Below are 24,767 nucleotides of genomic sequence, written 5' to 3' on the forward strand. Positions count from 1 at the left end.
TAGCGTAAGCTAGTAAGGCCCCTTGAAGACTACAAGGTTGATAGGTCAGAGGTGTAAGTATGGTAACATATTTAGCTGACTGATACTAATAGGTCGAGGGCTTGACCAATATATAATCAAGTTGTAAGTATACATTAAAAGTTATGTGCAATTTTGAAAGAATAATCTTTCAAAGAAATATAAATCACTAGCGTGATTTATATAAGTTTTTCGATCAATCATAGATTTGAGAAAAACTAATATCTCGTGATGATGGCATAGAGGTAACACTCCTTCCCATTCCGAACAGGACAGTTAAGGTCTATAGCGCCGATGGTACTGCACGGGTGACTGTGTGGCAGAGTAGGACGTTGCGAGGTAAAGAAAAAAGATAGTTATCATAACTATCTTTTTTTATTTTGCAATGAATTATTTGAATAGGTTAATAAGCATAAGAAATAATAAATTAACAATTATAAGCAGATAGAAATTATTGAAGTAAAACTTGATTATTATAATTTTTACAGAACCAAACGTATAAAAGTTTTAGAAGTTAAAAAGAATAATTAGAAAAAATAGTCACAGTAAATCTAGATTACTTGTGGATTATTTTGAATTTGTGTGGATACTTTTAATTTAATAAATGGATATTAACATTACAATATGGGTTATAAATTTTATTATGTATTGTAATATATATAAATGCTACTATATTTTGACATTATATGAATCTAAAAAATATTATTCATTGATACACATTGGTTTAGTAAAGTTAAAGGCAGTTTTTTATTTACAACTTATTAATTGAATGGTATAATTCAATTGAATTTAATAACGGAAACCTAAGGTAGAGGTGCTATTAATAAAGAGTACTTATTATGAGTTTGCAAGCGTTGATTAATAAGGAAAGGTATTATGGCCGAAGATTTGAATTGTGCAAAGGTTCATTTCTGGGTATGCATAAAATATATGTATAACTGTCACGAAAGTGGAGAGCTACAAGGATTTGATGAAGTTAAAGCAATAATGTAATAATTATTATGCTTTAGTTTTGTATAATGCTTATGTGATTAACTCTACCCGTTGGTATATACTAACGGGTTTTCTTATTTTATAAGTGCCCTTTTGAGGGTACATTGTGACCCTTGAGGTATAAAACAAATTAGAGGAGTGTAAATTTATGAAAATTGAAGGAGTTTTAGTGCCATTAATAACCCCATTCAAGAATGGAAAGATAGACTTAAAGTCCTATGAAAAAATGATTAACCATTATATTGAACAAGGGGTAAATGGGATAATACCACTTGCAACAACGGGTGAATCACCTACTATTTTAGCTAAGGAATATGAGGAGGTTTTAGCTAAGACCGTTGAATATGTTAATAATGGAGTTTCTGTGTATGTGGGATTGGGTGGAAATGATACTAGTGAGTTGATAAAGAAATTAAAAGTTGTAGAAAGATATAATGTTAATGGAATATTATCTGTAGCACCATATTATTCAAGACCAAATCAAAGGGGTCTTTATGAACATTTTAGGTGCATATCTGAAGCAACTGATTTAGACATCATAATTTACAATATACCATATAGAACTGGAACCAATGTTGAAAATGAAACTATGCATAGATTGGCAGAATTAAAGAATATTGTAGGTGTAAAAGATTGCTCAGGCGATATGAAGCAAACAACAGATTTATTGCTTAATCGACCAAAGGACTTTTCAATTTTAACAGGTGAAGATGCATATTTCTATACAACACTTGTACTTGGTGGTGATGGAGGAATATTGGGTTCTGCACATTTGAGAACTAAAGAATTTATTCAAATTTATGATTTAATTAAAAGAAATAATCATCAAGCTGCATTGAAAAAATGGCAGAGTTTATATAATATGATTCCACTTTTATTTTCAGAACCTAATCCTACACCTTTAAAATATTGTTTAAATAAGTTAGGATTAATAGATTCGGATGAAGTCAGATTACCGTTAGTTAATATTACAGCAGAATTAGAAAAGAGACTAGATAGTATTATTAGGTTGTAGAGAATTTATTTAGTCACAAATTAAAATGTCAGAAGTATAAGTTTAATGTAAAATAAATGAATATTTTGCTTTGACTAGTAGAAAAAATAGGAGTAAGATAAAAACTGACAATTTAAATAAGGAAGTGATTAAAAATGATGCCCAAATTCTTGTATATGATTAAAAACAAGAAAATTACCAAAGAACAAGTTATGAAAGATATTATAGCTGGTATTATCGTAGCTGTAATAGCATTACCACTGTCAATAGCACTTGGCATATCATCAGGAGTATCTCCTGAAAAAGGTCTTATAACAGCAATATTTGCAGGTTTTATAATTTCATTTTTAGGTGGTAGCAGAGTTCAAATAGGAGGGCCAACAGGGGCATTTGTTATTATAATTTATTCTATTATTCAAGATTATGGATTAAATGGACTTATTACAGCTACAATAATGGCTGGACTAATATTGATTATAATGGGAGTATTAAGATTTGGTTCATTAATTAAGTATATACCACAGACGATAACTATAGGATTTACGTCTGGAATCGCTATTACATTAATGTCAACACAAATAAAGGATTTTTTTGGATTAAAAATTGAAAATGTACCAGCAGAATTTTTTACAAAATGGGGAAGTTATTTTGGAAATATGAGATCATTGAATACATGGTCTTTAATAATAGGGTTAGGAAGTATTATTATAATAGCATTTTGGCCTAAGATTAATAAAACAATACCTGGATCAATGGTTGCATTAATTGTTGCAACTCTTTCTGTAAAATTATTAAATCTTCCAGTTGAAACTATAGGAAGTAGATTTCAAGAAATCTCTTCTACAATCCCAATACCGTTATTTCCAGTATTTAGTATGGAAACAATAAATAAGTTATTTGCACCAGCTATGACAATTGCTATTTTAGCAGCTTTGGAATCTTTATTATCAGCAGTAGTAGCTGATGGAATGATTTCTGATACACATGACTCTAATATGGAGCTTATTGCTCAAGGAATAGCAAATGTTACTAGTGGACTATTTGGAGGAATACCAGCTACAGGAGCTATAGCAAGAACAGCAGCTAATGTTAAATCTGGTGGGAAAAGTCCAATAGCTGGGATGGTCCATGCTATAACACTATTAGCAACGATGTTAATTTTAATGCCACTTGCTAAAATGATACCAATGTCAGTACTCGCTGCAATTTTAATGGTTGTGTCATATAATATGAGTGAATGGAGAGTTTTTGAATCATTGTTAAAAGCTCCTAAAAGTGATGTTATTGTACTATTAATTACCTTTGTATGTACAATAATATTTGATTTAGTTGTTGCAATTGGCATTGGAATGATTATGGCAATGTTCTTATTTATTAAAAGAGTATCGGATACTACTGAAATAAGAGATTTAGTAGAGGAAGAAGTTTTTGATGAGGAAATATCTAAGGTATTAGAAAAAGTAGATGGGAAAATACATATATATCAAGTAAATGGACCAATATTTTTTGGGATAGTACAAGAATTTATTTCAAAAATGAAAGAATTAGAATCTTCTGTTGAAGTTGTAATTTTAGATATGAGACATACTCATGCGATAGATGCATCTGCAATAGATGCATTAAGTAGACTACTTAAAAATTGTAATAAATTTGGAATAAGACTTTGTCTAACGCATGTACAAGAGCAGCCAATGAAGGTATTAGATAAGATGGGATTTGTGATTAAAGTTGGGCGAAGTAATATATATGATACGAAGACAGAAGCAATTGAAAAAGCTTATGATTATATAAAACATTTAGAAGTATCATAGATATAGGTTACTTTTTATTTCTTGGGAAATAATAGAGACATATATTTATATATAATATAAGAGTATACTATTAATTTTAAGTATAGATAAAAGGATTTTGCAAATACTATTATTGATAAAGCAATAAGGAGTGATTGGAATGGAAATAAATTCATCTATAAAATGTTCAGTTAGCAGCTGTCAATACCATGCACAATCAAAACAGTACTGTACATTAAATCAAATAAAAGTTGGAACACATGAAGAAAATCCAACAGAAAATGCATGTACAGATTGTGAATCATTTGAAGTAAGATAATTTAAGACTATATTTTAAATTCAAAAGGATGTTCTAAAGGGTAGTAATTTTAGAACATCTTTTTAGATTTATACATAGAATATAGATTTTAGGAAATAAATTCATAGTGTAGATAAATTTATTTTATAAACAAGATAATTGGCGTGGCTATTATAGAATTTTTATAATATATTATAATGCCTTACGATTTAATATATCAATAGTATTTTCTAATATAAAAACTCTTATAATATAGTAAAACTATGCACTGGTCATCATAAAAATTTTGTGACATATATAGTAATAATATATTATAATTAAAAATAAAAATATATAGTTTAGTGAGGGATATTTAAGTTGGAATATGATTGGGAAAGAACGTTTCCATTTTTAAAAATTAATAAGAATATAGTTACTAGTTTATTTGAAGGAATATTGGATGTAGAAAATATTGTTAATATAATACCTATAAATGAAGGGTGTAGAACAACAAATTATATTATTGAAACAAATGAACAGCAAAAAAAGTATATTTTGAAAATATTTTTTTCAACAGAACAAAATTATAAAAAAGAAATTAAGTTATTGAAAAGGTTAAGAGAAGATGGAACAATACCTGTGCCTAAGATATATAAGATTTGTAATGATAGAGTTATTGAAAATAGAGAATATGCAATTTATGAGTACATGGAAGGAATAACTATAGGACAGGCTATAAGTAAAGGATATGAATTGAAAGAAGAATTTGTTAGAGAAGTAGCAAAATATTTAGCTAAAATACATAGTTATAAATTTAGCAAAGCAGGTTTCTTAGATGAAGATTTAAATTTAAAAGAAGAATTACCTCCACTTGCTTTATGGTATCAAAAGTTTATGGGGATTAATGCTCAGAAACGTTTTGGAAAAGATATTGTGGATAAAGTTAACAGAATAGTTAAAGACAATGAAAAAATATTATTTGATTTAGATAAAGATATTAGATTGGTTCATGGAGATTTTCAAGGAACCAACATTTTGATAAAAGATAATAAATTATCTGGAATTTTAGACTGGGAATTTGCTATGGCGGGACATCCATTAGCTGACATAGGACAATTTTTTAGATATGAAGAATATTTCAACAAAAACTTAATACAAGTTTTTGAAGACGAATATAATAAAAACTCGTATTGTAAACTTATGGATAGTTGGTATAAAATAAGTAAGCTTCGTGATTTGACAAATTTAATTCAACTAATAAACGCAAATGAGGATATGCCTAATAAATATGCTAATATAAAAATATTAGTAGTTAATATTTTGAAACAATTTTGAGTGGATATTAAACAAAATTAAAATGTATTTGAAAAAATATTGACAAATTTAAATTTAGATAATATACTATGAAATAAGAACGATGGTGTTTGAGAAATATACTTAAAAGTATATTTCCCAAGCACCTTTTTGCTTTTCAAATTATAATATTATAGTTAAGATTTTATAAGGTTATTTTTAAAAGGTAATGTAGCGCAGTTACTTTTAAATTAAATTTATCTCAAAAAGTTTGAAAAAAATATAAGTGAATAAGCTATGAATTTATTTTGCTAATCACTAATTTTAAGGGGGATTTTTTATGGAAATTAATTTAGGCGATAGTGCTTTTTTAATGATTTGTTCAGCTCTTGTATTTGTAATGACACCAGGACTTGCATTCTTTTATGCTGGAATGGTTAGAAGAAAAAATGTTTTAAATACATTGATGTCTTCGTTCTTTATTTGTGGATTAGCATCAGTAATGTGGGTATTAATAGGTTACTCATTATCTTTCGGAGATGACGTTTTTGGAATTATAGGAGGATTAAACTTTTTTGGATTTAACGGTGTAGGAGCAGAACCTTCTGCATATGCACCCACTATACCTCATATGCTTTTTGCAGCATTCCAAATGATGTTTGCAATAATTACACCAGCACTTATAACTGGATCACTAATAGGTAGAATGAAATTCTCAGCATTATTCATATTTATAGGATTATGGTCACTTTTGGTATATTATCCAATGGCTCATATGGTATGGGGTTCTGGCGGATTAATAAGTTCTTTAGGAGCTGTAGATTTTGCTGGCGGAAATGTAGTTCATATAAGTTCAGGAGTATCAGGACTTGTAGCTTGTATTATGCTAGGTAAGAGACGTGGATATGGAATGATGTCATATAGACCACACAACATTCCTTTTGTAGTTCTTGGAGCAGCATTACTTTGGTTTGGATGGTTTGGATTTAATGCAGGTAGTGCATTAGGAGCTGGTCCTCTTGCAGTTCATGCTTTCATGACAACAAATACTGCAGCAGCATCAGCAATGCTTTCATGGATGTTAATTGAAAAAATAAAGCATGGAAAGCCAACAGTACTTGGAGCTGCAACAGGAGCAGTTGTAGGATTAGTTGCAATTACACCAGGAGCAGGTTTTGTTCCACTTTGGACTTCAATTATAATAGGTGCAGTAGTATCTCCAATTTGCTTCTTCTTTATGGGGACAGTAAAAGCTAAATTTGGATATGACGATGCTCTTGATGCTTTTGGATGTCATGGAATTGGTGGAGTTTGGGGTGGTATTGCGACTGGGTTATTTGGACAAACAGCAATAAACTCTGTAGCAAAATGGAATGGACTTTTCTTTGGAGATATTAATCTTCTTCTCGCACAATTGGCAGGTATTGCAATAACAATAGTATTTGCAGCTTGTATGACATTCATAATAATAAAAGTTATGAAGTTATTCATGGATATTAGAGTTGAAAAATCAGAAGAGGCGGATGGTCTTGATGTAGCTGAACATGGTGAAACTGCATATCCTGCATTTAACGGTCTAGATTAGTATATAGTAATAGATTTATACTAAGAATTTTGGTACAATTATAGTGTAATAAATTAAAGTATAAATATTTATTGAATAGATATTATTTTATAGAATATATGTTTTAATTGATAGTTGATATAAAAAGAGAATATATGGTATAAATTTCAGATAGAGTATTGATTGTCAACAAACATATAGAGTCGTACCACTGTTTATTGTAGATATATGATTAAGGGGGAATATAGAATGAAAAGAGTAGAAGCAATTATAAGACCTTCAAAACTTGAAGATATTAAAGATGCATTAAAAAGCAGTAATATAAATGGAGTAACAATTAGTCAAGTTATGGGATGCGGACAACAACGTGGATGGAAAGAATACCACAGAGGTACTGAAATAACAACTAATGTATTACCTAAAATAGAAGTTAAAATAGTAGTTGAAGATGATAAAGTTGAAGAGGTTATTCAATTAATTACATCGATAGCTAGAACTGGGGAAGTTGGAGATGGAAAGATATTTATCGTTGATATTGAAGATTGTATAAGAATTAGAACTGGTGAAAGAGGAAGTTCTGCATTATAAGATAAGGATTGGGGACAATATCTAATCTAAATTGTATTTAGTATAAAAAAATTATATTTAAATTCATAGACGTGAATGGATAAAGCAGTAGATAAAATCGTGTTAGGCGAAATTATCTACTGCTTTTTGTTTGGTCTTTGTTTAGAAATTAAAATATTTGATATACTAATATTAACGATAAAAGAAAATCAAATACAAGATATAGATAATTTATATTTTTAATATTAATTACAAATGATTTAATAAATGATTTTTATAGGAGAATATTATGAAGGATAAAGAAGTTTTTTTAGAAATAGAACAGCATTTACTTAATGATGATAAACCTTCTGTTTATTTAGCAGAAAGTTTAGAAACTCATAAACTTGAGAATTATCCATTTTCAATGATTAAGGAATTAGAAGAGGTGGATCAAAATCCTAAGTTTCATCCAGAAGGAAACGTATTTATACATACTATGATGGTTATTGATGAAGGAGCAAAGGTTAGAGAAAGGAGTTTAAATAAAAGAGCGTTTATGTGGGCACTTTTGTTACATGATATAGGTAAAAAACCAACTACTAAGATTAGAAAAGGAAAATTAACTTCATACAATCATGATATTGCAGGAGCAGATATGACGAGAGCATTTTTAACTTATTTTGATAAAGAGGAAAGTTTTATAAATGAAGTAACAGCACTTGTAAGATGGCATATGCAAAGCTTGTTTGTAACGAAAAACTTAAAGTATCAAAATGTAGATGCTATGTTAGAAGAAGTAACTATTAATGATATAGTTTTAGTTTCACTTTCTGATAGATTAGGCAGGGGAAATTTAAAGTTTGATGAAATTAAAGAAACAAAAACTCAAGTAAATATATTTAAAGAAAAGATAAGTGCTGCTTATAAAAGCAGAAAAAATATCAACATTTGAATTTTATAAAGTCTTTATATGTAGTTTTTGAATTTTTATATATTTAGGGGAACTTATTGTTTAAAAACTAGCAAATTAGAATTTTAATTGAGTGCGCTTGATCGATTTTTTTAATGAGAAAAGATACTATCTAAAATCATTTTATGATTTTAGATAGTATCTTCTTTGTGTTAGGTAATGTTCAACAATGATATTAATTAGTCTCTGACGTTATGTTATTTTAATACTAGAATTTAACATTTATATTCCAGTAAATAAACTATATATAACGTTAATGTAGTAAATTAATTAGAACTTATATAATTCAATGATATTCATGTTAAGCTAAATCTTATGCTAAAATACCTAATCCATATCCAACAATTCCTAAAATAAATATTCCAAATATAATCCAAACTGCATTAACTTTATTCTTAAGTAGTTTCATACATAAGAAAGTTAATAGTAATGGAAGTAATCCTGGTAATAATGAATTTAAGATAGTTTGAACGGTTGTCACTTCTACAGTTCCATCTGACTTAGTAATAGTTGAAACAACTAGTGGAACATTTATACTAGTCCACCTATTAACAAGAGCACCCATTATAAATAATCCAAGTATTGAAGCACCTTCTGTTAATTTTTGAAGTCTCCCCCCAGCCATATCAGCAACAATAGTAGTACCTTTGCTATAACCATAGGTAACGCCCCACCATCTTATTCCAAGACGAATTGCATTGAATATTACGAAAAATAGTATAGGTCCAAGTATACTACCTGTCAAGGCTATTGAAGCACCTAAAGCAGCTGCAACTGGTCTTAGTGTACCCCAGAATATTGGATCGCCAACACCAGCAAGAGGTCCCATTAAACCTATTTTTATACCATTAATAGCACCATCGTCAATATCAGCACCATTAGCTTTTTGCTCTTCCATAGCTGCTGTAACTCCCAAAATTGGAGCTGTAACGAAAGGTTGTGTGTTAAAGAATTCAAGATGTCTTTTAAGAGCGTCTTTTCTTTCGTCACCAGTATATAATCTTCTAATTATTGGAACCATTGCAAAACAATATCCTAAAGCTTGCATTCTTTCATAATTCCAAGAACCTTGGTGAAAGTTTGAACGGATAAACATGTTATTTAAATCACTTTTTGTAAGCTTTTTTAAATCTTTACTCATATTATAGTACCTCCTCTTCCAAGTTTATAGTTCATCATCTGCATCATTATTTGATACAGTTTGAGCAGCAACGGTAGTTTGATTGAATTTTGGACTTAATTGAATGTAGATTATGGCAGCTACAGTTCCAATAACACCTAAAGCAACTAAATTTAAGTTTGCAATAGCAGCAACAACGAATCCTAAGAAGAAGAAAGGCATTAAGTGCTTTGCTTCCATCATATTGATAACCATTGCGTATCCAACTACAACTACGACACCACCACCAACTCTAAGTCCTCCTGTTACAACATCTGGAATAGATGCTAACATATTTTGAACAACAGAAGTACCAACGAACATAGCAACAATTACGGCAGGAATAGAAACACGTAGTGCTTGAATTAATAATGCGCCAATATGGCAAAAATCAATTATTTTAAGATTTCCAGTTTCGACAGCTCTATCTGCTTGATGTTGGAAGAAAACAGTAATTGTTCTAGCAAGTATAGTTAATACTTGACCAGCAGCAGCAATAGGAATTGCAAGAGCTATACCAGCACTTACATCTTGCTTTCCAGCAATTACTACAATAGTAGAAATGATACTGGCTAAAGCAGCATCTGGAGCCATTGCAGCACCGATATTCATCCAGCCTAATGCCATCATTTCAAGTGTACCACCAATTATAATTCCAGTTTTTACATCCCCTAAAATAAGTCCGATTAATGTACATGCGATTAATGGTCTATGAGTTTGGAATTCATCAAGAACACTACCCATACCAGCAATACATGCGATTATGAAAATAAGAATAAGTTGTAATGCATTAATTTCCATAATAATACCTCCTTGATTAACAATTATTTATATTTAAAGAAAATTAAATATACTAAGTTAAATGTAAATGTTTAATTTTTAGATTCAAAAATGTAGTTAGACCACATTTTTGTCTTTAACAGAATCAATCGATAAAAATTAAATTTTTTCAATTAAAGGCATAATGTAAGATTTTGAATCAGAAGCAACTTTTCTTATTTCTAATTCTATATTCTTGTCATTTAATGCTTTAAATGCACTAATATCTTCATTATTTACAGAAATAGCACCAGTTAATTGAATTTTGCCTTCTTTGAAAGACATTCCGCCAATATTAATACTCTTAATATCAATTCCAGCTTCAATTAATCTAAGAACATCTGTAGGATTAGTGAAAAGAAGCAATACGATATCATTTTCATACTTAGGGTTATTAATAACTCTAACTGCTTTATCTATACTAACTACATGTGACTGAACCCCTGGAGGAGCTACTTGTGTTAATAAAGTTTTTCTTATTTCATCATTTGCTACATCATCATTACATACGATGATTCTCTGGCATTTTGTCTCCTTTGACCATATTGTAGCGACTTGGCCATGTATTAATCTGTCATCAATTCTTGCTAATGCGATTTTCATTATAAATCATCCTCCTCTAAATCTTTATCTATTTTTTTTATTAATTGTTTTATAGAATCCTTACCAGCGTTTTGTGCGATTGTTAATAATTCAGAAAGACTTGAAAAATCTTTGCTCCCAAAAACCTCCAATAACATTGGAAGGTTAACACCTGTTACAATTTCCATGCTATTATTACTTAATGCAAGCATACTGGCAGCATTAAATGGACTTCCTCCAAAAAGGTCTACCATAAATAGAATTCCATCTGTACAATCTAGCTCATCTATAAGTATGTTGTATTTATCAACTAAGTTTTCTGTACCTTCACCAGGTTTAAATGTAACAGCTCCTACATTTGTTTGAGAACCAAAAATCATTTCTGACGATTTTAGCAGTTCTTCGGAAAAATTTCCGTGAGTAGCTATAATTACTCCTATCATGATTTATCACCCTTTCATTATTTTAATTAATACTTTTTCTTGGGTACTAATATATATAGCAATTACTGTGCCAAAATAGTGTATCAAAAATATAAAATATCACTAGGATACAGTTATAGTATATCCAGCAGGGATAAATTTATAAATTTAATACACTATAAAATTTGTTAATACACTTTCTATAGAAATTGATATACTTTTTCGATAATATAGTGATAATTGATACTGATTTAAGTTAAATACAAATTTAATATTGATTAAGCATATCAACCATATAATAAAGTTCATCTTTAGTTAATGATATTGAAAGTGATTTCTTAAAGATTAAGCTGGCCTCATTTAAAGCGGATAAACTGTTTTTATTTAGAGTATCAGGAGATTCCCTATACTCTAAACCATCATTTAAAACCATTCTTTCTAAGGCACAAGCAACATGTAGCATAATCCTTAGTTTAACTGGATTTTCATAAATTATGCATAAAGACTTTTCAACTGAGGTAACAAAGTCTTCCAATAAGGCATATATTTTATCAGGATTTAAAAAAGTTAACAGTTCTCTAAGGCTTTGTTTGCAAAGGTTTTTAAGCACAATTTGATTTTCTGATTTATTATTAGAATTAGCAATAGGTTTACCTTCAATAATGCTTTTTAATGTTTTTTCGCCAGAGCCATCAATTAAATTTTCTAAAGATATAAAAGGAATTCCCATATCAGGATTTGCTAAACCAATAATGGCTATAATATTATTATTGTTTGAGATATTATTTATAGATTTACTTAAATTATTCAAACCAACAGGAATTATATTAATATTATTTGTAGTTATGTTATCAATAATATCTTGAACTAATTCTTTTAGCTTAACAGCGGCACCTTTACCTGTAGAACATACTGTAACAATTACGCCATCTATATGATTAGATTCTTCAGCAATAACTTTGTTAGTGTATCCTCTAAAGTCAGTAATTAAATAGGAATAAACAGAGTTTAAATCATTATCCAAAAGAGAAGATTTTCTGACAGCTTCTAATACTAAGGGCGTTGACACCATATCAATGCTTTTTGTAATAATATTAGTTCTTTCAGTTATAACGTCTCCAAATGTATTTAATGATCCCATGTCTACTAAAAGTAATACCCCTTTACCTTCATCAACCACTTTAACTTTTTCAATAACGCTTTCTAATATGTCAGAAGGAGTCATTTCAAGAGGCATATCAACAGCTAAAATGTTATCCGCATCAAATAGCTTTCTAGCAACAGCTACCATACTTGTTGCTGTACTTGAACCATGAGCTGCGACCACAATTCCTACTCTTTCTTGGCATGAAGATTCTTGTATTGAATTTAAAAGTAATGCAAGATATTCAATTTCTATAGGAGGTATATTTAATTTATAACGTGTTTCTATTAATGAATGAATTTCTGTTGCAACTTCATATTCTTTAGTATTAATAGGAACAGGTAATTCAATATGCGATGATATAGATACCGTCTTCTTTTTTATACGATTAAACAATGCACTAAAATGAAGACTTATAGCATAAATAAATCTTTCATTTAATTTTTTATTTAATTTGCTTTCTGCTAAAGTTTTTATTTCTTCAGCAAAATCGACAATATCTTTATCAACAATTTTTAATAAACCTTCTCTACGATGTGTATCATTTTTGAACTTAGCATAAAATTGTTTCAAATGAATATTAATATCTGTGGTTATAAAATCTTTAATATCATCATCATCCATACCTTCTTCCTGTAGTACAGAGGTTTTATCTTCTATGATGTTATAAATGTTAAATGGAGGTTCATAAGCATCAGTTTCAAAAAAAGTTTTATTACCATCAGGTTGAATTGTAATTGTATTAGGGATTATATTCCATGCTTTGGCATTATCTTTTGATTTATTACTAAAGGCTAAGAGCCCATTTTTTATACTTGGTGGAAGTAAATTTAAATCTATATCAATGGCTTCATCTGTATTGATACAGTTTAAAAAGCCTTTTGCACAAGCTAATTGAATATTAGATTTTAGTTGTCCAACATTTCCATAAGAAGTACTTCCTATTAAAGCTTTAACGGCCTCAGCTGAAACTTTTATTGTCTTATTAACTCTTTGAGCTTCCTTTGAAATTAGATAATGTACTAATTCAACTTGATCATCGATCGGTCGTTCATCAAAATTAGGAATAGCAATAGTTATAGGAATTCTTCTTATGAAAGTATTAAGTAATGTTGAATTTGGATCTTCTGTTGTTGCACCTATTAATAATACATTAGCTTTACGCTTTCGATCTGTTTCACCAAGCTTATTATAAGTACCTGTATCCATAAAATAAAAAACCATTTCCTGTCCTTCTGGTGGTAAGCGATGTATTTCATCTAAAAATAGAATACCTCCATCAGCTTTTGAAACAATACCGTCTTTTTCCTTTTCTGCGCCTGTAAAAGCTCCCTTTATATATCCAAAAATATAAGATAAGAGAAGCTGTGGATTGTTGGCATAGTCAGCACAATTAAAAACAACGAAAGGTGCATCTTCAGGTAGATTCTTTATATATTTAGAATATTCATACATGATATTAGCAAATAAACTTTTACCAACACCTGTACCGCCAATTATCAATGTATGCAATCCGTGTGGCGGGTATAATAATGCTGCTTTAGCCTGCTCAATTTGATTTTTTAAGCTTGTATTAGCACCAATTAAATAGTTAAATGGTGAGTGATCTTCAATTGCTGTTTTTGGAGTTTCAATTAAAGAATTAATATCGGATACTTCTTCTAAATCATCAGGCAATTTTATTGATAATAGATTTTCAAAAGACTTTTTATCAAAATATAATACAGGCCTGTTTTTGATTTTAATTAATTTTTTGTCTCTACAAAGTGTATTAAGTTCTTTTGAAACATTATTTCTTAATATATCTAATGTATCTCCGATTTCTTGGGCACTGAAGCCTTTATGTTCTAATAACTTATTCTTATCAAAGCTTTTAGAGTTTTGTAAAATATAATCATAAATTCTATCGATACGCTTCATAGTAAATTCCTCCCTATTTCATTACTTATTGTAAGGTTTTAAAAGAAAACAATCAATAGTGTATTAATACACTATTTTAAGCGAGGCAAATATATGGAATTAAATAATCTATTAAACAAATCAATATTTGATAAATATAATATAGTGTTAAGAAAAATATCAGGAGGACATTATGTTTAAGATTTTCTCATTTGAATTTAATTTAAACAATATAGAAAGAATGAGCGGAGTTATGAACTCCCTTTTAGATAATATAAGTGAGTTTACGGAAGAATATAGGGAGGATTTCTCTAATCAAAGATATGAAGAATCTGAGAGAAGTAATGGAAATGATTTTATTGAACTTAAGCAAGATGATGATATGTATTTATTAACTATAGAGCTTGAAGGTATTGACATTAGAGAGGTTAGTATAAGGTATGACCCAGGGATAATAGAAATAAACTTAAATAGATCAGAAATACAAAAAAAATTCTTTGGAATTATACCGAGAAATATACTTGTCAAGATGGCATATAATAAGAAATTTGATAATATTGAAGAGATAGATACAAGCCAGATACTTAAAAATATTGATAATGGAATTCTTAGTATTAGAATGCAAAAAAAATATCCATTAGAAAGTTTATCTACCATAGTAGATGTGGATTTTTATGAGGATAATGTAGATAACTAAGTAGTATATGTGGATAATTATAAGAAGTGATGTGGATAATTAAAAAAATAATTAATAGTAGTTATTATAGATAAATTTATACAAAAAATTATCAATAAATATATATTCTGAAAATTTAATTTATCTAAATATAAATTAACAACTATGTCTAGCATAACCAAAGAGGTTTCGCTAAGAATCAATTGGAGTAATTACAATTTATATATAAAAAGTATAAAATAAAAAGGGAGGATCTCTAGGTATATACCTAAAATAAATCTTCCCTTATGTAAGAAATTATATTATCTCTTACGCTTATTAGCGACTTCAACATTAACGCGCTTTTTATTTATTTTTCCGCCTGGACATTTATCTATTATTTTAGCAGATACAGTTTCATCAACTGTTACAAATGAGAAGTTTTCCATAAGGTCTATTTGACCAATAGCTGAAGCATTAATACGTGTCATATCTTTGATATAATTAATTAATACTTTTGGAGTTAAACCATCTCTTTTGCCGACAGAGAAGAATAAACGAACATCTTCTTTTTTAGGTGCATCTAATTTGTTTGAGCTATAATCAAATACACTTTCATTTTCAAATTTCATTTTCATTAAAGCAGCAATAATTGACATCGGATCATTGGATTCAGCTAATTGAATAGCACTTGGAATAAACTTAGTAAGCTCTCCAGCGTTAATAGTTTCTTCAACTTGTGATATCATGTCCTTAAATTTCTTATTGTTGATTTGTTCTGCAGTTGGAACTGCTCTTTGTGTAATAACACTTTTAGTAACATTTTGGATTTGTTTAAGCATTGAAAAATCCTTTGGAGTTACTAATGAATAAGCTGTACCACTTTTGTTAGCTCTACCTGTTCTACCAATTCTATGAACATAAGATTCAACGTCTTGAGGTAAATCGTAGTTAAATACATGAGTTACACCCTCAACATCTATTCCTCTAGCAGCAACATCTGTAGCGATTAATAAGCTTAAAGTTCCTTCTTTAAACTTGTTTAAAGTAGTTAAGCGGTGAGTTTGAGTCATGTCTCCATGCATTCCTTCAACCATGTATCCTTTTGATTGTAGCTCTTGAACAAGCTCATCAACACCTCTTTTAGTTCTACAGAAGATTATAGCTGAACTTGGGTTATCCAAATCTAATAATCTGCAAAGAGCTTCCAATCTATGTTTATTGTTAATCATAAAATAGTTTTGTTCAATTTTAGATACAGTTAATGTACTCTTTTTAACACTAACAAGTTTAGCATCTGGTTTCATGTATTTCTTAGCAAGTTTTGCTATTGGAGCAGGCATTGTTGCTGAAAATAGTAAAGTTTGTCTTTCAGCTGGAGTATGGCTAAGGATTTCTTCAATATCATCAATGAACCCCATGTTAAGCATTTCGTCAGCTTCATCTAATACTAAAAATTTCACCTTATCTAAATGAAGGCACTTTCTTTTTATAAGATCAAGCATTCTTCCTGGTGTTCCAACAACTATGTCGATATTACCTTTTCTTAAAGCTCTAATTTGTCTGTCAATTGAATCTCCACCGTAAACAGAAAGTGTTTCAAGCTTTTCATATTTAGAAAGTCTTTGAATTTCATCATTAACCTGAACTGCAAGTTCTCTAGTTGGAGCTAGGATAAGAGCCTTTATTCCTTTTTCGTCGCTCATTTTAGTGATAATTGGTAAAGTGTAAGCAGCAGTTTTCCCAGTACCAGTTTGTGCTTGCCCTATTAAGTCAGCACCACTAAGTGTTACAGGAATACTTTGTTCTTGTATTTGAGATGGTTGTGTGAAACCAAGGTCCAATATTGCTTTTACAATACTCTCCTTAAGACCTAATGTAGCAAATTGATTATCATTCATTAAATATCCTCGTTTCTATATTTTAAAATTGTTCAGTTTTTACTTTAATAACTAATATTAAAGCTTTATTCATAAGTCAAATGAATTTATTATAACACAAAAAAACAACTAAAGTCAAAGTGATTTTTAGGAAGTATAAATTATAGCGATATAATTAAGTCTAGTTATCTTTTTAATTTTTGACTTTTAGTTTGAAAGTTATTCATAAAGGATTTATATATAAGTTTATTTATTATAATAAAAAGAAGCTGTCACAATTTTTGAGGCAGCTTAAACTTCATATATTATATTAATAATTTTTATATTTACTACTTATAATAGAATGAACAGTGTCAGGTAAGCTTTCTAATTCTTCTTTGGTTAATTTACTAGTATCTATTTGTGGGTGTATTACTAGCTCTATATCTGAACCTTTAATCATGTTTTTATTTGATTCCATTAGCTTGTACGTTCCGTTTATAGTTAGTGGAACTATTAAACATTTTGATTTTGTAGCAAGCTTAAAGCTGCCACCTTTAAATTCATCAACAGGTTTTCCTTTACTTCTAGTTCCTTCAGGGAAAATTATCATTGAGTAGCCAGATTTCAATAACTTAATACCATCAACTATTGATTCAGCAGATTTTCTTAAATTATCTCTATCCATAAAAATACAATTTATATATTTCATCCAAGCACTAATAAAAGGCCAGTTTTCAAGTTCCTTTTTTGCAATAAATCCTTTTGGGATATCAATACAACTTAATAATAGCGGAATATCAAAATTACTTTGATGATTTGAAACCAATAATACAGTTTGATTTTTAGGAAGGTTTTCTAAGCCTACAATATTAACTTTTGCACCAGCTATTTTCATTACAAGCTTTGCCCAATTAGAAGTTACCTTATGAATATAGTTACGTCTTCCTTCTAAATAACCTTTATTAGTGAGAAATTTAATTTTGATTCTAAAGATAGAAGAAAATAATAAACTTATGACCATATAGCTATAAAAAATAATAGTTCGTATCATTATATAATACACATCCTTAAAAATTTAAAGTTTACACTAATCAGTATATTATAAAAACTAATTTTTTAAAAGCAGAATTGAATTAGAAATAAATTAAATTTATATAAAATTTATATAAATTTAATTTAAATTTAAGTAAATATATAGGGAAAAATAATATTAAAAAAGGTATAATATATATCATAATGATTAATTCTATGAAATAGTGTAGCAAAATAAATTACATAGGCAGGGGAAATTTGATGAATTTAAACAATGTAGTTAATATAAAGGAGAAGGGTAGAGAAAATATAATAGGATTAACCACAAGTGAAGTTAAGCAAAGAGTAAAAGAGGGAAAGGTTAATCATATTCCTAAATCTCCATCAAGAACTATACCTCAAATAATAAGAGCAAATTTATTTACAACATTTAATGCTATAAATTTTGTACTTGCAGCAATAATTATTTTAGCAGGATCACCTAAAAATGCTATATTTGTTGGAGTTATAATAGTCAACACTTTAATAGGTGTGGTTCAAGAAATCAAAGCTAAATATACATTGGAGAAATTGTCTGTTATAAGTATGGCTCATGCAAAAGTTCTTAGAGATGGAAACATTCAAGAAATTCCTATCGAAGAAATAGTTTTAGATGATGTACTTTATTTAGAAACAGGACTTCAAGTATTAGCAGATGGAGCTCTATTATATAGCAATGGATTAGAAATAGATGAATCTATGCTGACAGGAGAAGCAGATGCTATTTCTAAGCGCCCAGAAGAAAAATTATTATCAGGAAGTTTTGTTGTAGCTGGAGATGGTTATGCAGTGGTTACTAAGGTTGGAAAGGAAACTTATTCTTCGACTCTTGCAGAAGAGGCTAGACAATTTAAAATAATAAACTCAGATTTACAAGAAGCAATAAATAAAATTTTCAAAGTTATAATATGGATTGTGCCACCATTATCCATACTACTTATTATAACTCAACTAAGAATTCCAGAAAACACTTGGCAGGATGCATTTATAGGTGCAGTATCAGGAATTGTTGGAATGATTCCTGAAGGATTAGTTTTATTAACAAGTGCTACCTTTATAGTTTCAATCATAAAATTATCTAAATATGATACCTTAGTTCAAGAATTAAGTGCAACAGAAGTTTTAGCAAGGGTAGATGTGTTGTGTTTAGATAAAACAGGAACTTTGACACAAGGAGATTTAAGGCTATCAGAAGTTAAAAATATTGGAAATAGGAATTCAGAAGAAATAGATAAAATATTAGCAGCGTTAGTTAATAATGTTCCAAGTAATAATCCAACTCAAAAGGCCATATTAGCTAAATATAAACAATATGATCAAAGTATCAAATGTATGGATAAAATTGCATTTTCATCTAAAAGGAAATGGAGTGGTATTTCCTTTGAAAATTTAGGTACATGGATTTTAGGGGCTCCAGAAATAATATTAAATAAAGGATATCATTTTATAGAGCATTTAGTTAAAGAAGAGGCTAAAAAGGGAAAAAGAGTTTTACTATTAGCCAATCTTCATAACGAATTAAATGATAATTTAGAGGGGAAAATAGAAAGCGTTGCATTAATATTAATAGAAGATATTATAAGAGATGCAGCTCCATATGTATTAAAATACTTTAATACTCAAGGTGTAGATGTAAAAATAATATCAGGTGACAGTCCAGTTACAGTTTCAGAGGTGGCTAGACGTGCTGGAGTGAAGAATTGGGAAAACTATGTTGATGCAAGAGAACTGCCAGAAGATGATGAGGAATTAAAAAAATTAATAGATAAAACTTCTGTTTTTGGAAGAGTTACTCCACATCAGAAGAAAAAAATTGTTTTAAAGCTTCAAGAAATGGATCATACTGTTGCCATGACAGGTGATGGAGTGAACGATGTACTTGCGCTTAAATCATCAGATTGTGGAATTGCCATGGCAAATGGTTCAGATGCAACTAAAGCTGTTGCACAATTAGTATTAATGAAATCAGATTTTGCTTCACTTCCTAAGGTTGTTGAGGAAGGTAGAAAACAAATTAATAATTTAGAGAGAGTTTCAGAATTATATTTGTCAAAAACTATCTATTCAATAAGCTTAGCATTTATTTGCTCAATAATGTTTTTAGAATATCCTATATTACCAATACAATTATCTTTAGTTGGAAGCTGTGCTATTGGAATTCCATCGTTTTTCTTAGCATTATTACCTAGTGCTGGTGGTGTTAAAAAAGGATTCCTACAGAGAATACTAACAGTTAGTGTTCCTAATGGAATATTGCTCACATTATTCACAATTGCTTCATTTTTAATAGCACTTAAATTTGGATTACCAATAATGTATAGTAGAACATTGGCTGTATTAATGTTTGCAGGAATCAGCATGGTAATCTTATTTAGAGTTGCTAGACCACTAAGCAAGTTCAAAACAGTAATGTGTTTAGCTATGTTTGGGATTATAGTACTTGCATTTTTGACTCCAATTGGAAGATATATATTTAGTTTAAGTGAAATAAATCTAAAACATTGGATAATATCCTTAGCTGTAATAATATTATCAAGTCCATTAATAACTAGGTTTGTAGATATATTTAGAGTTAGGGTTAATAAAAAATTTAAAGTTAAAACAATATAAAAGTAACATGCAGAAGGTTATCTTAAAATTATGATTAAAATAACCTTCTGTAAATTTCATAAATATGGATTATAAATTTGACAATAGTTAATAATTATAATAAACTTTATAAGTACGAATTATATTTACTACTGTAATTCATATAGTAGAATATGCTCCTATAGTTAAATGGATAGAACAATCCCCTCCTAAGGGATAGATGTGGGTTCGATTCCCGCTGGGAGTACTTAGTTACACGATAAAATGGCTTAACCGTGCGGTTTAAGCCGTTTTTTATTTTTGTAAAAGGGATTATTCGGGGATTATTTTTCGTAAAAAAAATTAGAGTATTAATCGGGGATTGTATTAATAAACATATCGTTTAATAGATTTGCAGTATTATTTTTCATATCAAGCATGATATGAGTATAAGTATCTAATGTTTCGGTTATGCTTTTATGACCGAGCCTTTCTGAAACTACTTTTATATTTTCACCATTAAATATTAATAATGTTGCGTGAGTATGCCTAAGAGCATGAAATGTTATTTGTTTGAGTTGCATATAGTTAGTCGTTTCTATATTTGAATTTTCTTTTTTTAAATCCTCCAAAGATAATTTATATTTTGAAACCATACCAGTAAAATTCATTGATAAGTTACGGGGATTACACATTTCACTCTCACGACTTAATATAACAAAATCAGTATCAAGGGCATTACCTTTAAGAAGTTCTAATTTAGTAACTAATATATCGGGTAGTGTAATTGTTCTATAACTAGGGTTAGTTTTTAATTTATCAGTAAATATTAATTTTTTATTAGTCTTATCATTTAAGACTTGGTTTCTGACAGTTAATAAGCCCGTTTCTAAATCAATATCACACCAACGCAACCCACATAGTTCGCCTACTCTCAAACCAGTTAATAAGACTAATAAAAGGGAGGCTATAACATGAATACAAGCGTATTAATAACATTAATCATATGTTTAACATTAGTTATGGGCGTATATATGATAACTATATTGAAGTACATCACATAGAGCTGATAGTCGAGGCTTATGACTTAAGACTGGACGAAGGTAATTTAATATCATTGTGTACTTATCATCATAAGATGGCGGATAGGGAAGAAATCCCGAGAGAAGAACTAAGGAGCATTGTAAATGAAAGTTAAATTTTTTGTTATCTTAGTAATAACATATTATGATTATAATGTAGAAATATGATATAATTTCCATATAGATTAATAAATATATGGAGGGATAATTGATGTATGAATTATTATCACAACGAATTAGAAATAAAGATGGTGAATTAGAGGTTTATGAATATGATTTTTTTAACGATATTTTCAGAAATCAATGTTTTTATATAATTCAAGATGTATTAGATAAGTATGATTCTCTTGAAGGGATATGGAAAATCATTCATGACTGCTTTGCACGAGAAAAAGGAGTTAAAACATTATACAGTAGCAGTTGGCTAGAAAAATCAAATTGTGAAATGTATATTTCAAAATCAATAAACGAAGATTTTTTAGACTTTTTAGATTTTATATTTAACAGATTTGATATTGCTTGTAGAAATAATCCTCCTAGAAATAATAACTTATACTTTAATGAATTAATTGATATGTCTATAAAAGAACTTAACATAAGATTTAAACAACATAACTTGGGATATGAATTTGTAAATAGCCAAATTATCAGAATAGATAATAAAGTTTTGCATGAAACTGTTATTAAACCAGCATTAAAGTTATTATATACTGAAGGATTTGAAGGTGCTGAAGAAGAATTCAGAAAAGCATTTGATTACCGTAAAAAGGGTGACAATAAAAATGTTATTTTAGAAGCTTTGAAATCTTTTGAAAGTACTATGAAAACTATATGTGATAAAAAACAATATACATATGATAAACAAAAAGACACAGCAAAAGATTTAATATTAATATTGCAAAACAATCAATTTTATCCATCTTATATGAACAATCATTTAACTAATGTACGAACAACACTTGAATCTGGATTACCAGTGTTAAGAAATAAAAAGGCAGGACACGGGCAAGGTGCGACGGTAGTAAATGTATCAGATGAATTTACAGAATACGCATTAAATCTTGCCGCAACTAACATTGTTTTATTAACTAAAATTTATCAAGCCAATAAATAAGACTTTGCATTTACTTTCAAGGATATTAAAAAATAAGGAAAGCTATTCTTAGCTTTCCTTATTTCGTACTAAAGTCCAAAATGTTTGCAAACGATAGTAGAAATTATATTAATTAATATACCACCTACAAGCCAATTTAGTAGCTTTAACACGTTTATTCTTACAGTGAATTCAACCATAAGAACACCTCCTTTCTTAGTTTTAAAATGAAATCTTATTGAAATCATTATTACTAAGGAAAAGAAGGAAGTACAAGTCTTATACAAGACTTGTACAAGAAATATTATACACTATTTTTACTAGAAAGGTAAATAGATGTAATTAAAATAATAAATTATATCCCCCCTATTTTGGGGGATTTTTTATTGGGGGGACTAACACCACTAGCCCCCATTTAGATACACAATTTTCCCTAAATGAAATTTTCAAAAATTCATTTTACAGAATATGCTATACTTGATACAAAATAGTAAATTGTTGGAAATTTAAATATTTTAGAAAAAATAAATTTTAGTTGTTTTGTAAAATAGGATATAATTATTTATAACTAACTTATTTTTAGGGAGGAGATATTTAATGAAAACAATATTATTTATAACGGACTTATACTATAAAGCAAAAGGAAGACTTTATTATGAAGAAGATTTATTTTTAACTTCTAAACTAAGAGAAGATTTTAAATTAGCTATTTGTCATCCAGAAGACATTGAAGATTTCGAGAAAGACTTTGACTTAATAGTATTTAGAAATGCTGGTCCAGTAGCTAATTTTAAATGTAAATATGAAGAGTTTCGTAAAAGAATAGTTTCTAATAATCTTAAAACTTATAATTCATTTAATGGTAAAGCAGATATGAATGGTAAGGAATATCTGATAGATTTCACAAATAAGGAATTTCCAGTAATTCCAACTATTGATACACTGAACTCGTTTGAAAAGCTACCTGATGTAACTACTTACGTTATAAAGCCAAAAGATGGTGCAGATTCAATAGGTATGAAATTTTTATCCAAAGACCAAGTTTTTGAGCAAGTTAATTCAACTAATAAAGATACTCTAATACAACCTTCAATCAACTTTGAATATGAGGTATCTTTCTATTTTATTGATAAACAATTCCAATACGCTCTTTATGCACCAGATAAAACTAAGAGATGGGAACTTAAAGAATATATTCCGACAGAAAAAGATTTAGAATTTGCACAACGTTTTATAGAATGGAATAATCTAAATTGGGGAATTCAAAGAGTAGACGCATGTAGAAGTGAAAATGGAGAACTTTTACTGGTAGAGTTAGAGGATTTAAACCCTTATCTTTCTCTTTTAGAGTTAAATAGTGAAACATGTAATAACTTTATAGAAGCATTGAAGAAATCACTTCATAAAGCTCTTGAATCATAAACTTTAGATAATTTTTAGTACATAGATAAGTTTAATACACAATATTCGTAAAATTGTGTATGAACCCAAAAACACATTATTCTAAATGAATGATGTGTTTTTTTATGCTCAAAATTAATAAACTTTAGAAAGGAGGGCGGATTATTTGGCCGACCCGCAATGAGTGTTGCGACTACAAGTAAGCATTTAACACATGAAGAACGGAAAGCAAGACAAGAACAAGAGAATAAATTAAAAGGTAAGGCGGACAAATTGAAACCGCCCACCTATTTAAATTCACATCAAAAGAAAATATTCAAGTACATAGTAAGTGAATTGGAATCATCGGGTATATTAGGTAATTTGGACATATACATTTTAACAACGGCTAGGATTGAGGAAAAAACCAAGTTTGAAAAGATTGACTATCATGCCTATAAATGTCAACCTAGAAATGTAATTTTTCGATCATTTAAGAATGTAGTTTTTTAATCTTCTTCTTGCTTAAAATGATCTTTCAGTCTATACGATTTTCCGTTAATTGTAACAACATGAGCATGAT

General features: G+C 29.0%; 20 protein-coding genes, 1 tRNA gene, 2 rRNA genes and 1 riboswitch. Of the genes, 15 read left to right on the plus strand and 8 right to left on the minus strand.

What is annotated here, in order from left to right; translation table 11 throughout:
• From CLPUN_RS23260 to CLPUN_RS23300, 9 genes are all read left to right on the plus strand, one after another.
• Positions 1 to 109: ribosomal RNA gene (locus tag CLPUN_RS23260) — 23S ribosomal RNA — on the plus strand; the annotation flags it as partial.
• A 133-nt stretch (positions 110 to 242) separates the two neighbouring features.
• Positions 243 to 359: ribosomal RNA gene (gene rrf / locus CLPUN_RS23265) — 5S ribosomal RNA — on the plus strand.
• 460 nt (positions 360 to 819) lie between these two features.
• Positions 820 to 986, plus strand: a riboswitch (Lysine riboswitch).
• 173 nt (positions 987 to 1,159) lie between these two features.
• A complete protein-coding gene (dapA, locus tag CLPUN_RS23270) occupies positions 1,160 to 2,026 on the plus strand; it encodes a 4-hydroxy-tetrahydrodipicolinate synthase (protein WP_077849593.1) in 867 nt (288 codons plus the stop codon).
• A gap of 134 nt (positions 2,027 to 2,160) precedes the next feature.
• Positions 2,161 to 3,816, plus strand: coding sequence for a SulP family inorganic anion transporter (locus tag CLPUN_RS23275; protein ID WP_077849594.1), 1,656 nt, complete (start codon positions 2,161 to 2,163; stop codon positions 3,814 to 3,816).
• A 139-nt stretch (positions 3,817 to 3,955) separates the two neighbouring features.
• A complete protein-coding gene (locus CLPUN_RS23280) occupies positions 3,956 to 4,114 on the plus strand; it encodes a DUF1540 domain-containing protein (RefSeq protein ID WP_077849595.1) in 159 nt (52 codons plus the stop codon).
• 336 nt (positions 4,115 to 4,450) lie between these two features.
• Positions 4,451 to 5,407 carry a phosphotransferase family protein gene (locus CLPUN_RS23285; protein WP_077849596.1) on the plus strand — a complete coding sequence of 319 codons (957 nt, stop codon included), beginning with the start codon at positions 4,451 to 4,453 and terminating at the stop codon, positions 5,405 to 5,407.
• A 298-nt stretch (positions 5,408 to 5,705) separates the two neighbouring features.
• On the plus strand, positions 5,706 to 6,950 hold the full coding sequence (locus CLPUN_RS23290; protein WP_077849597.1) for an ammonium transporter: 1,245 nt from the start codon (positions 5,706 to 5,708) through the stop codon (positions 6,948 to 6,950).
• 228 nt (positions 6,951 to 7,178) lie between these two features.
• Positions 7,179 to 7,517, plus strand: coding sequence for a P-II family nitrogen regulator (locus CLPUN_RS23295; protein WP_077849598.1), 339 nt, complete (start codon positions 7,179 to 7,181; stop codon positions 7,515 to 7,517).
• Positions 7,518 to 7,785: 268 nt separating this feature from the next.
• A complete protein-coding gene (locus CLPUN_RS23300; protein ID WP_077849599.1) occupies positions 7,786 to 8,430 on the plus strand; it encodes an HDIG domain-containing metalloprotein in 645 nt (214 codons plus the stop codon).
• Positions 8,431 to 8,761: 331 nt separating this feature from the next.
• Here CLPUN_RS23300 and manZ read toward each other — a convergent pair whose 3' ends face one another.
• The 5 genes from manZ to CLPUN_RS23325 form a co-directional block, all read right to left on the minus strand.
• Positions 8,762 to 9,589, minus strand: a complete 828-nt coding sequence (gene manZ, locus CLPUN_RS23305) for a PTS mannose transporter subunit IID (RefSeq protein ID WP_077849600.1) — start codon at positions 9,587 to 9,589, stop codon at positions 8,762 to 8,764.
• 24 nt (positions 9,590 to 9,613) lie between these two features.
• Positions 9,614 to 10,408: a PTS mannose/fructose/sorbose transporter subunit IIC gene (locus CLPUN_RS23310; RefSeq protein WP_077849601.1), complete on the minus strand. Its 795-nt coding sequence runs from the start codon at positions 10,406 to 10,408 to the stop codon at positions 9,614 to 9,616.
• Positions 10,409 to 10,546: 138 nt separating this feature from the next.
• Positions 10,547 to 11,029 carry a mannose/fructose/sorbose PTS transporter subunit IIB gene (locus tag CLPUN_RS23315; protein ID WP_077849602.1) on the minus strand — a complete coding sequence of 161 codons (483 nt, stop codon included), beginning with the start codon at positions 11,027 to 11,029 and terminating at the stop codon, positions 10,547 to 10,549.
• A complete protein-coding gene (locus CLPUN_RS23320; protein WP_077849603.1) occupies positions 11,029 to 11,451 on the minus strand; it encodes a PTS sugar transporter subunit IIA in 423 nt (140 codons plus the stop codon). The genes CLPUN_RS23315 and CLPUN_RS23320 overlap by 1 nt, the downstream gene beginning before the upstream one ends.
• A 247-nt stretch (positions 11,452 to 11,698) precedes the next feature.
• On the minus strand, positions 11,699 to 14,494 hold the full coding sequence (locus tag CLPUN_RS23325) for a sigma-54-dependent transcriptional regulator (RefSeq protein WP_077849604.1): 2,796 nt from the start codon (positions 14,492 to 14,494) through the stop codon (positions 11,699 to 11,701).
• Between the two features lie 172 nt (positions 14,495 to 14,666).
• Here CLPUN_RS23325 and CLPUN_RS23330 point away from each other — a divergent pair, with 172 nt between their 5' ends.
• Complete coding sequence (locus tag CLPUN_RS23330) at positions 14,667 to 15,170, plus strand: Hsp20/alpha crystallin family protein (RefSeq protein WP_077849605.1); 504 nt, start codon at positions 14,667 to 14,669, stop codon at positions 15,168 to 15,170.
• A 281-nt stretch (positions 15,171 to 15,451) separates the two neighbouring features.
• Here the strand turns inward: CLPUN_RS23330 and CLPUN_RS23335 are convergent, their stop codons facing one another.
• A complete protein-coding gene (locus tag CLPUN_RS23335; protein ID WP_077849606.1) occupies positions 15,452 to 17,029 on the minus strand; it encodes a DEAD/DEAH box helicase in 1,578 nt (525 codons plus the stop codon).
• Between the two features lie 289 nt (positions 17,030 to 17,318).
• Entirely contained in the window at positions 17,319 to 18,041 is a 723-nt protein-coding gene (locus CLPUN_RS23340) for a lysophospholipid acyltransferase family protein (protein WP_077849607.1), read from the minus strand.
• A gap of 242 nt (positions 18,042 to 18,283) precedes the next feature.
• On the opposite strand from CLPUN_RS23340, the gene CLPUN_RS23345 reads away from it, so the two are divergent.
• Both CLPUN_RS23345 and CLPUN_RS23350 read left to right on the plus strand, forming a co-directional pair.
• The gene (locus CLPUN_RS23345) at positions 18,284 to 20,671 is read left to right on the plus strand and encodes a cation-translocating P-type ATPase (protein WP_077849608.1); all 2,388 of its coding nucleotides are present in this window, start codon (positions 18,284 to 18,286) and stop codon (positions 20,669 to 20,671) included.
• A gap of 154 nt (positions 20,672 to 20,825) precedes the next feature.
• Positions 20,826 to 20,897 (plus strand) — tRNA-Arg (locus CLPUN_RS23350).
• A gap of 103 nt (positions 20,898 to 21,000) precedes the next feature.
• Here the strand turns inward: CLPUN_RS23350 and CLPUN_RS23355 are convergent.
• Positions 21,001 to 21,543 (minus strand): site-specific integrase, encoded by a 543-nt coding sequence (locus tag CLPUN_RS23355; RefSeq protein WP_242954241.1) that lies wholly within the window; start codon positions 21,541 to 21,543, stop codon positions 21,001 to 21,003.
• A 379-nt stretch (positions 21,544 to 21,922) separates the two neighbouring features.
• Here CLPUN_RS23355 and CLPUN_RS23360 point away from each other — a divergent pair, with 379 nt between their 5' ends.
• From CLPUN_RS23360 to CLPUN_RS23370, 3 genes are all read left to right on the plus strand, one after another.
• Positions 21,923 to 22,825: an STM4504/CBY_0614 family protein gene (locus CLPUN_RS23360; protein WP_077849610.1), complete on the plus strand. Its 903-nt coding sequence runs from the start codon at positions 21,923 to 21,925 to the stop codon at positions 22,823 to 22,825.
• A 576-nt stretch (positions 22,826 to 23,401) separates the two neighbouring features.
• Entirely contained in the window at positions 23,402 to 24,226 is an 825-nt protein-coding gene (locus tag CLPUN_RS23365) for a hypothetical protein (RefSeq protein WP_077849611.1), read from the plus strand.
• A gap of 159 nt (positions 24,227 to 24,385) precedes the next feature.
• Positions 24,386 to 24,697, plus strand: a complete 312-nt coding sequence (locus tag CLPUN_RS23370) for a hypothetical protein (protein ID WP_077849612.1) — start codon at positions 24,386 to 24,388, stop codon at positions 24,695 to 24,697.
• Positions 24,698 to 24,767 lie beyond the last annotated feature (70 nt).

It is taken from the genome of Clostridium puniceum, assembly GCF_002006345.1.
Taxonomy (GTDB): Bacteria; Bacillota; Clostridia; order Clostridiales; family Clostridiaceae; genus Clostridium; species Clostridium puniceum.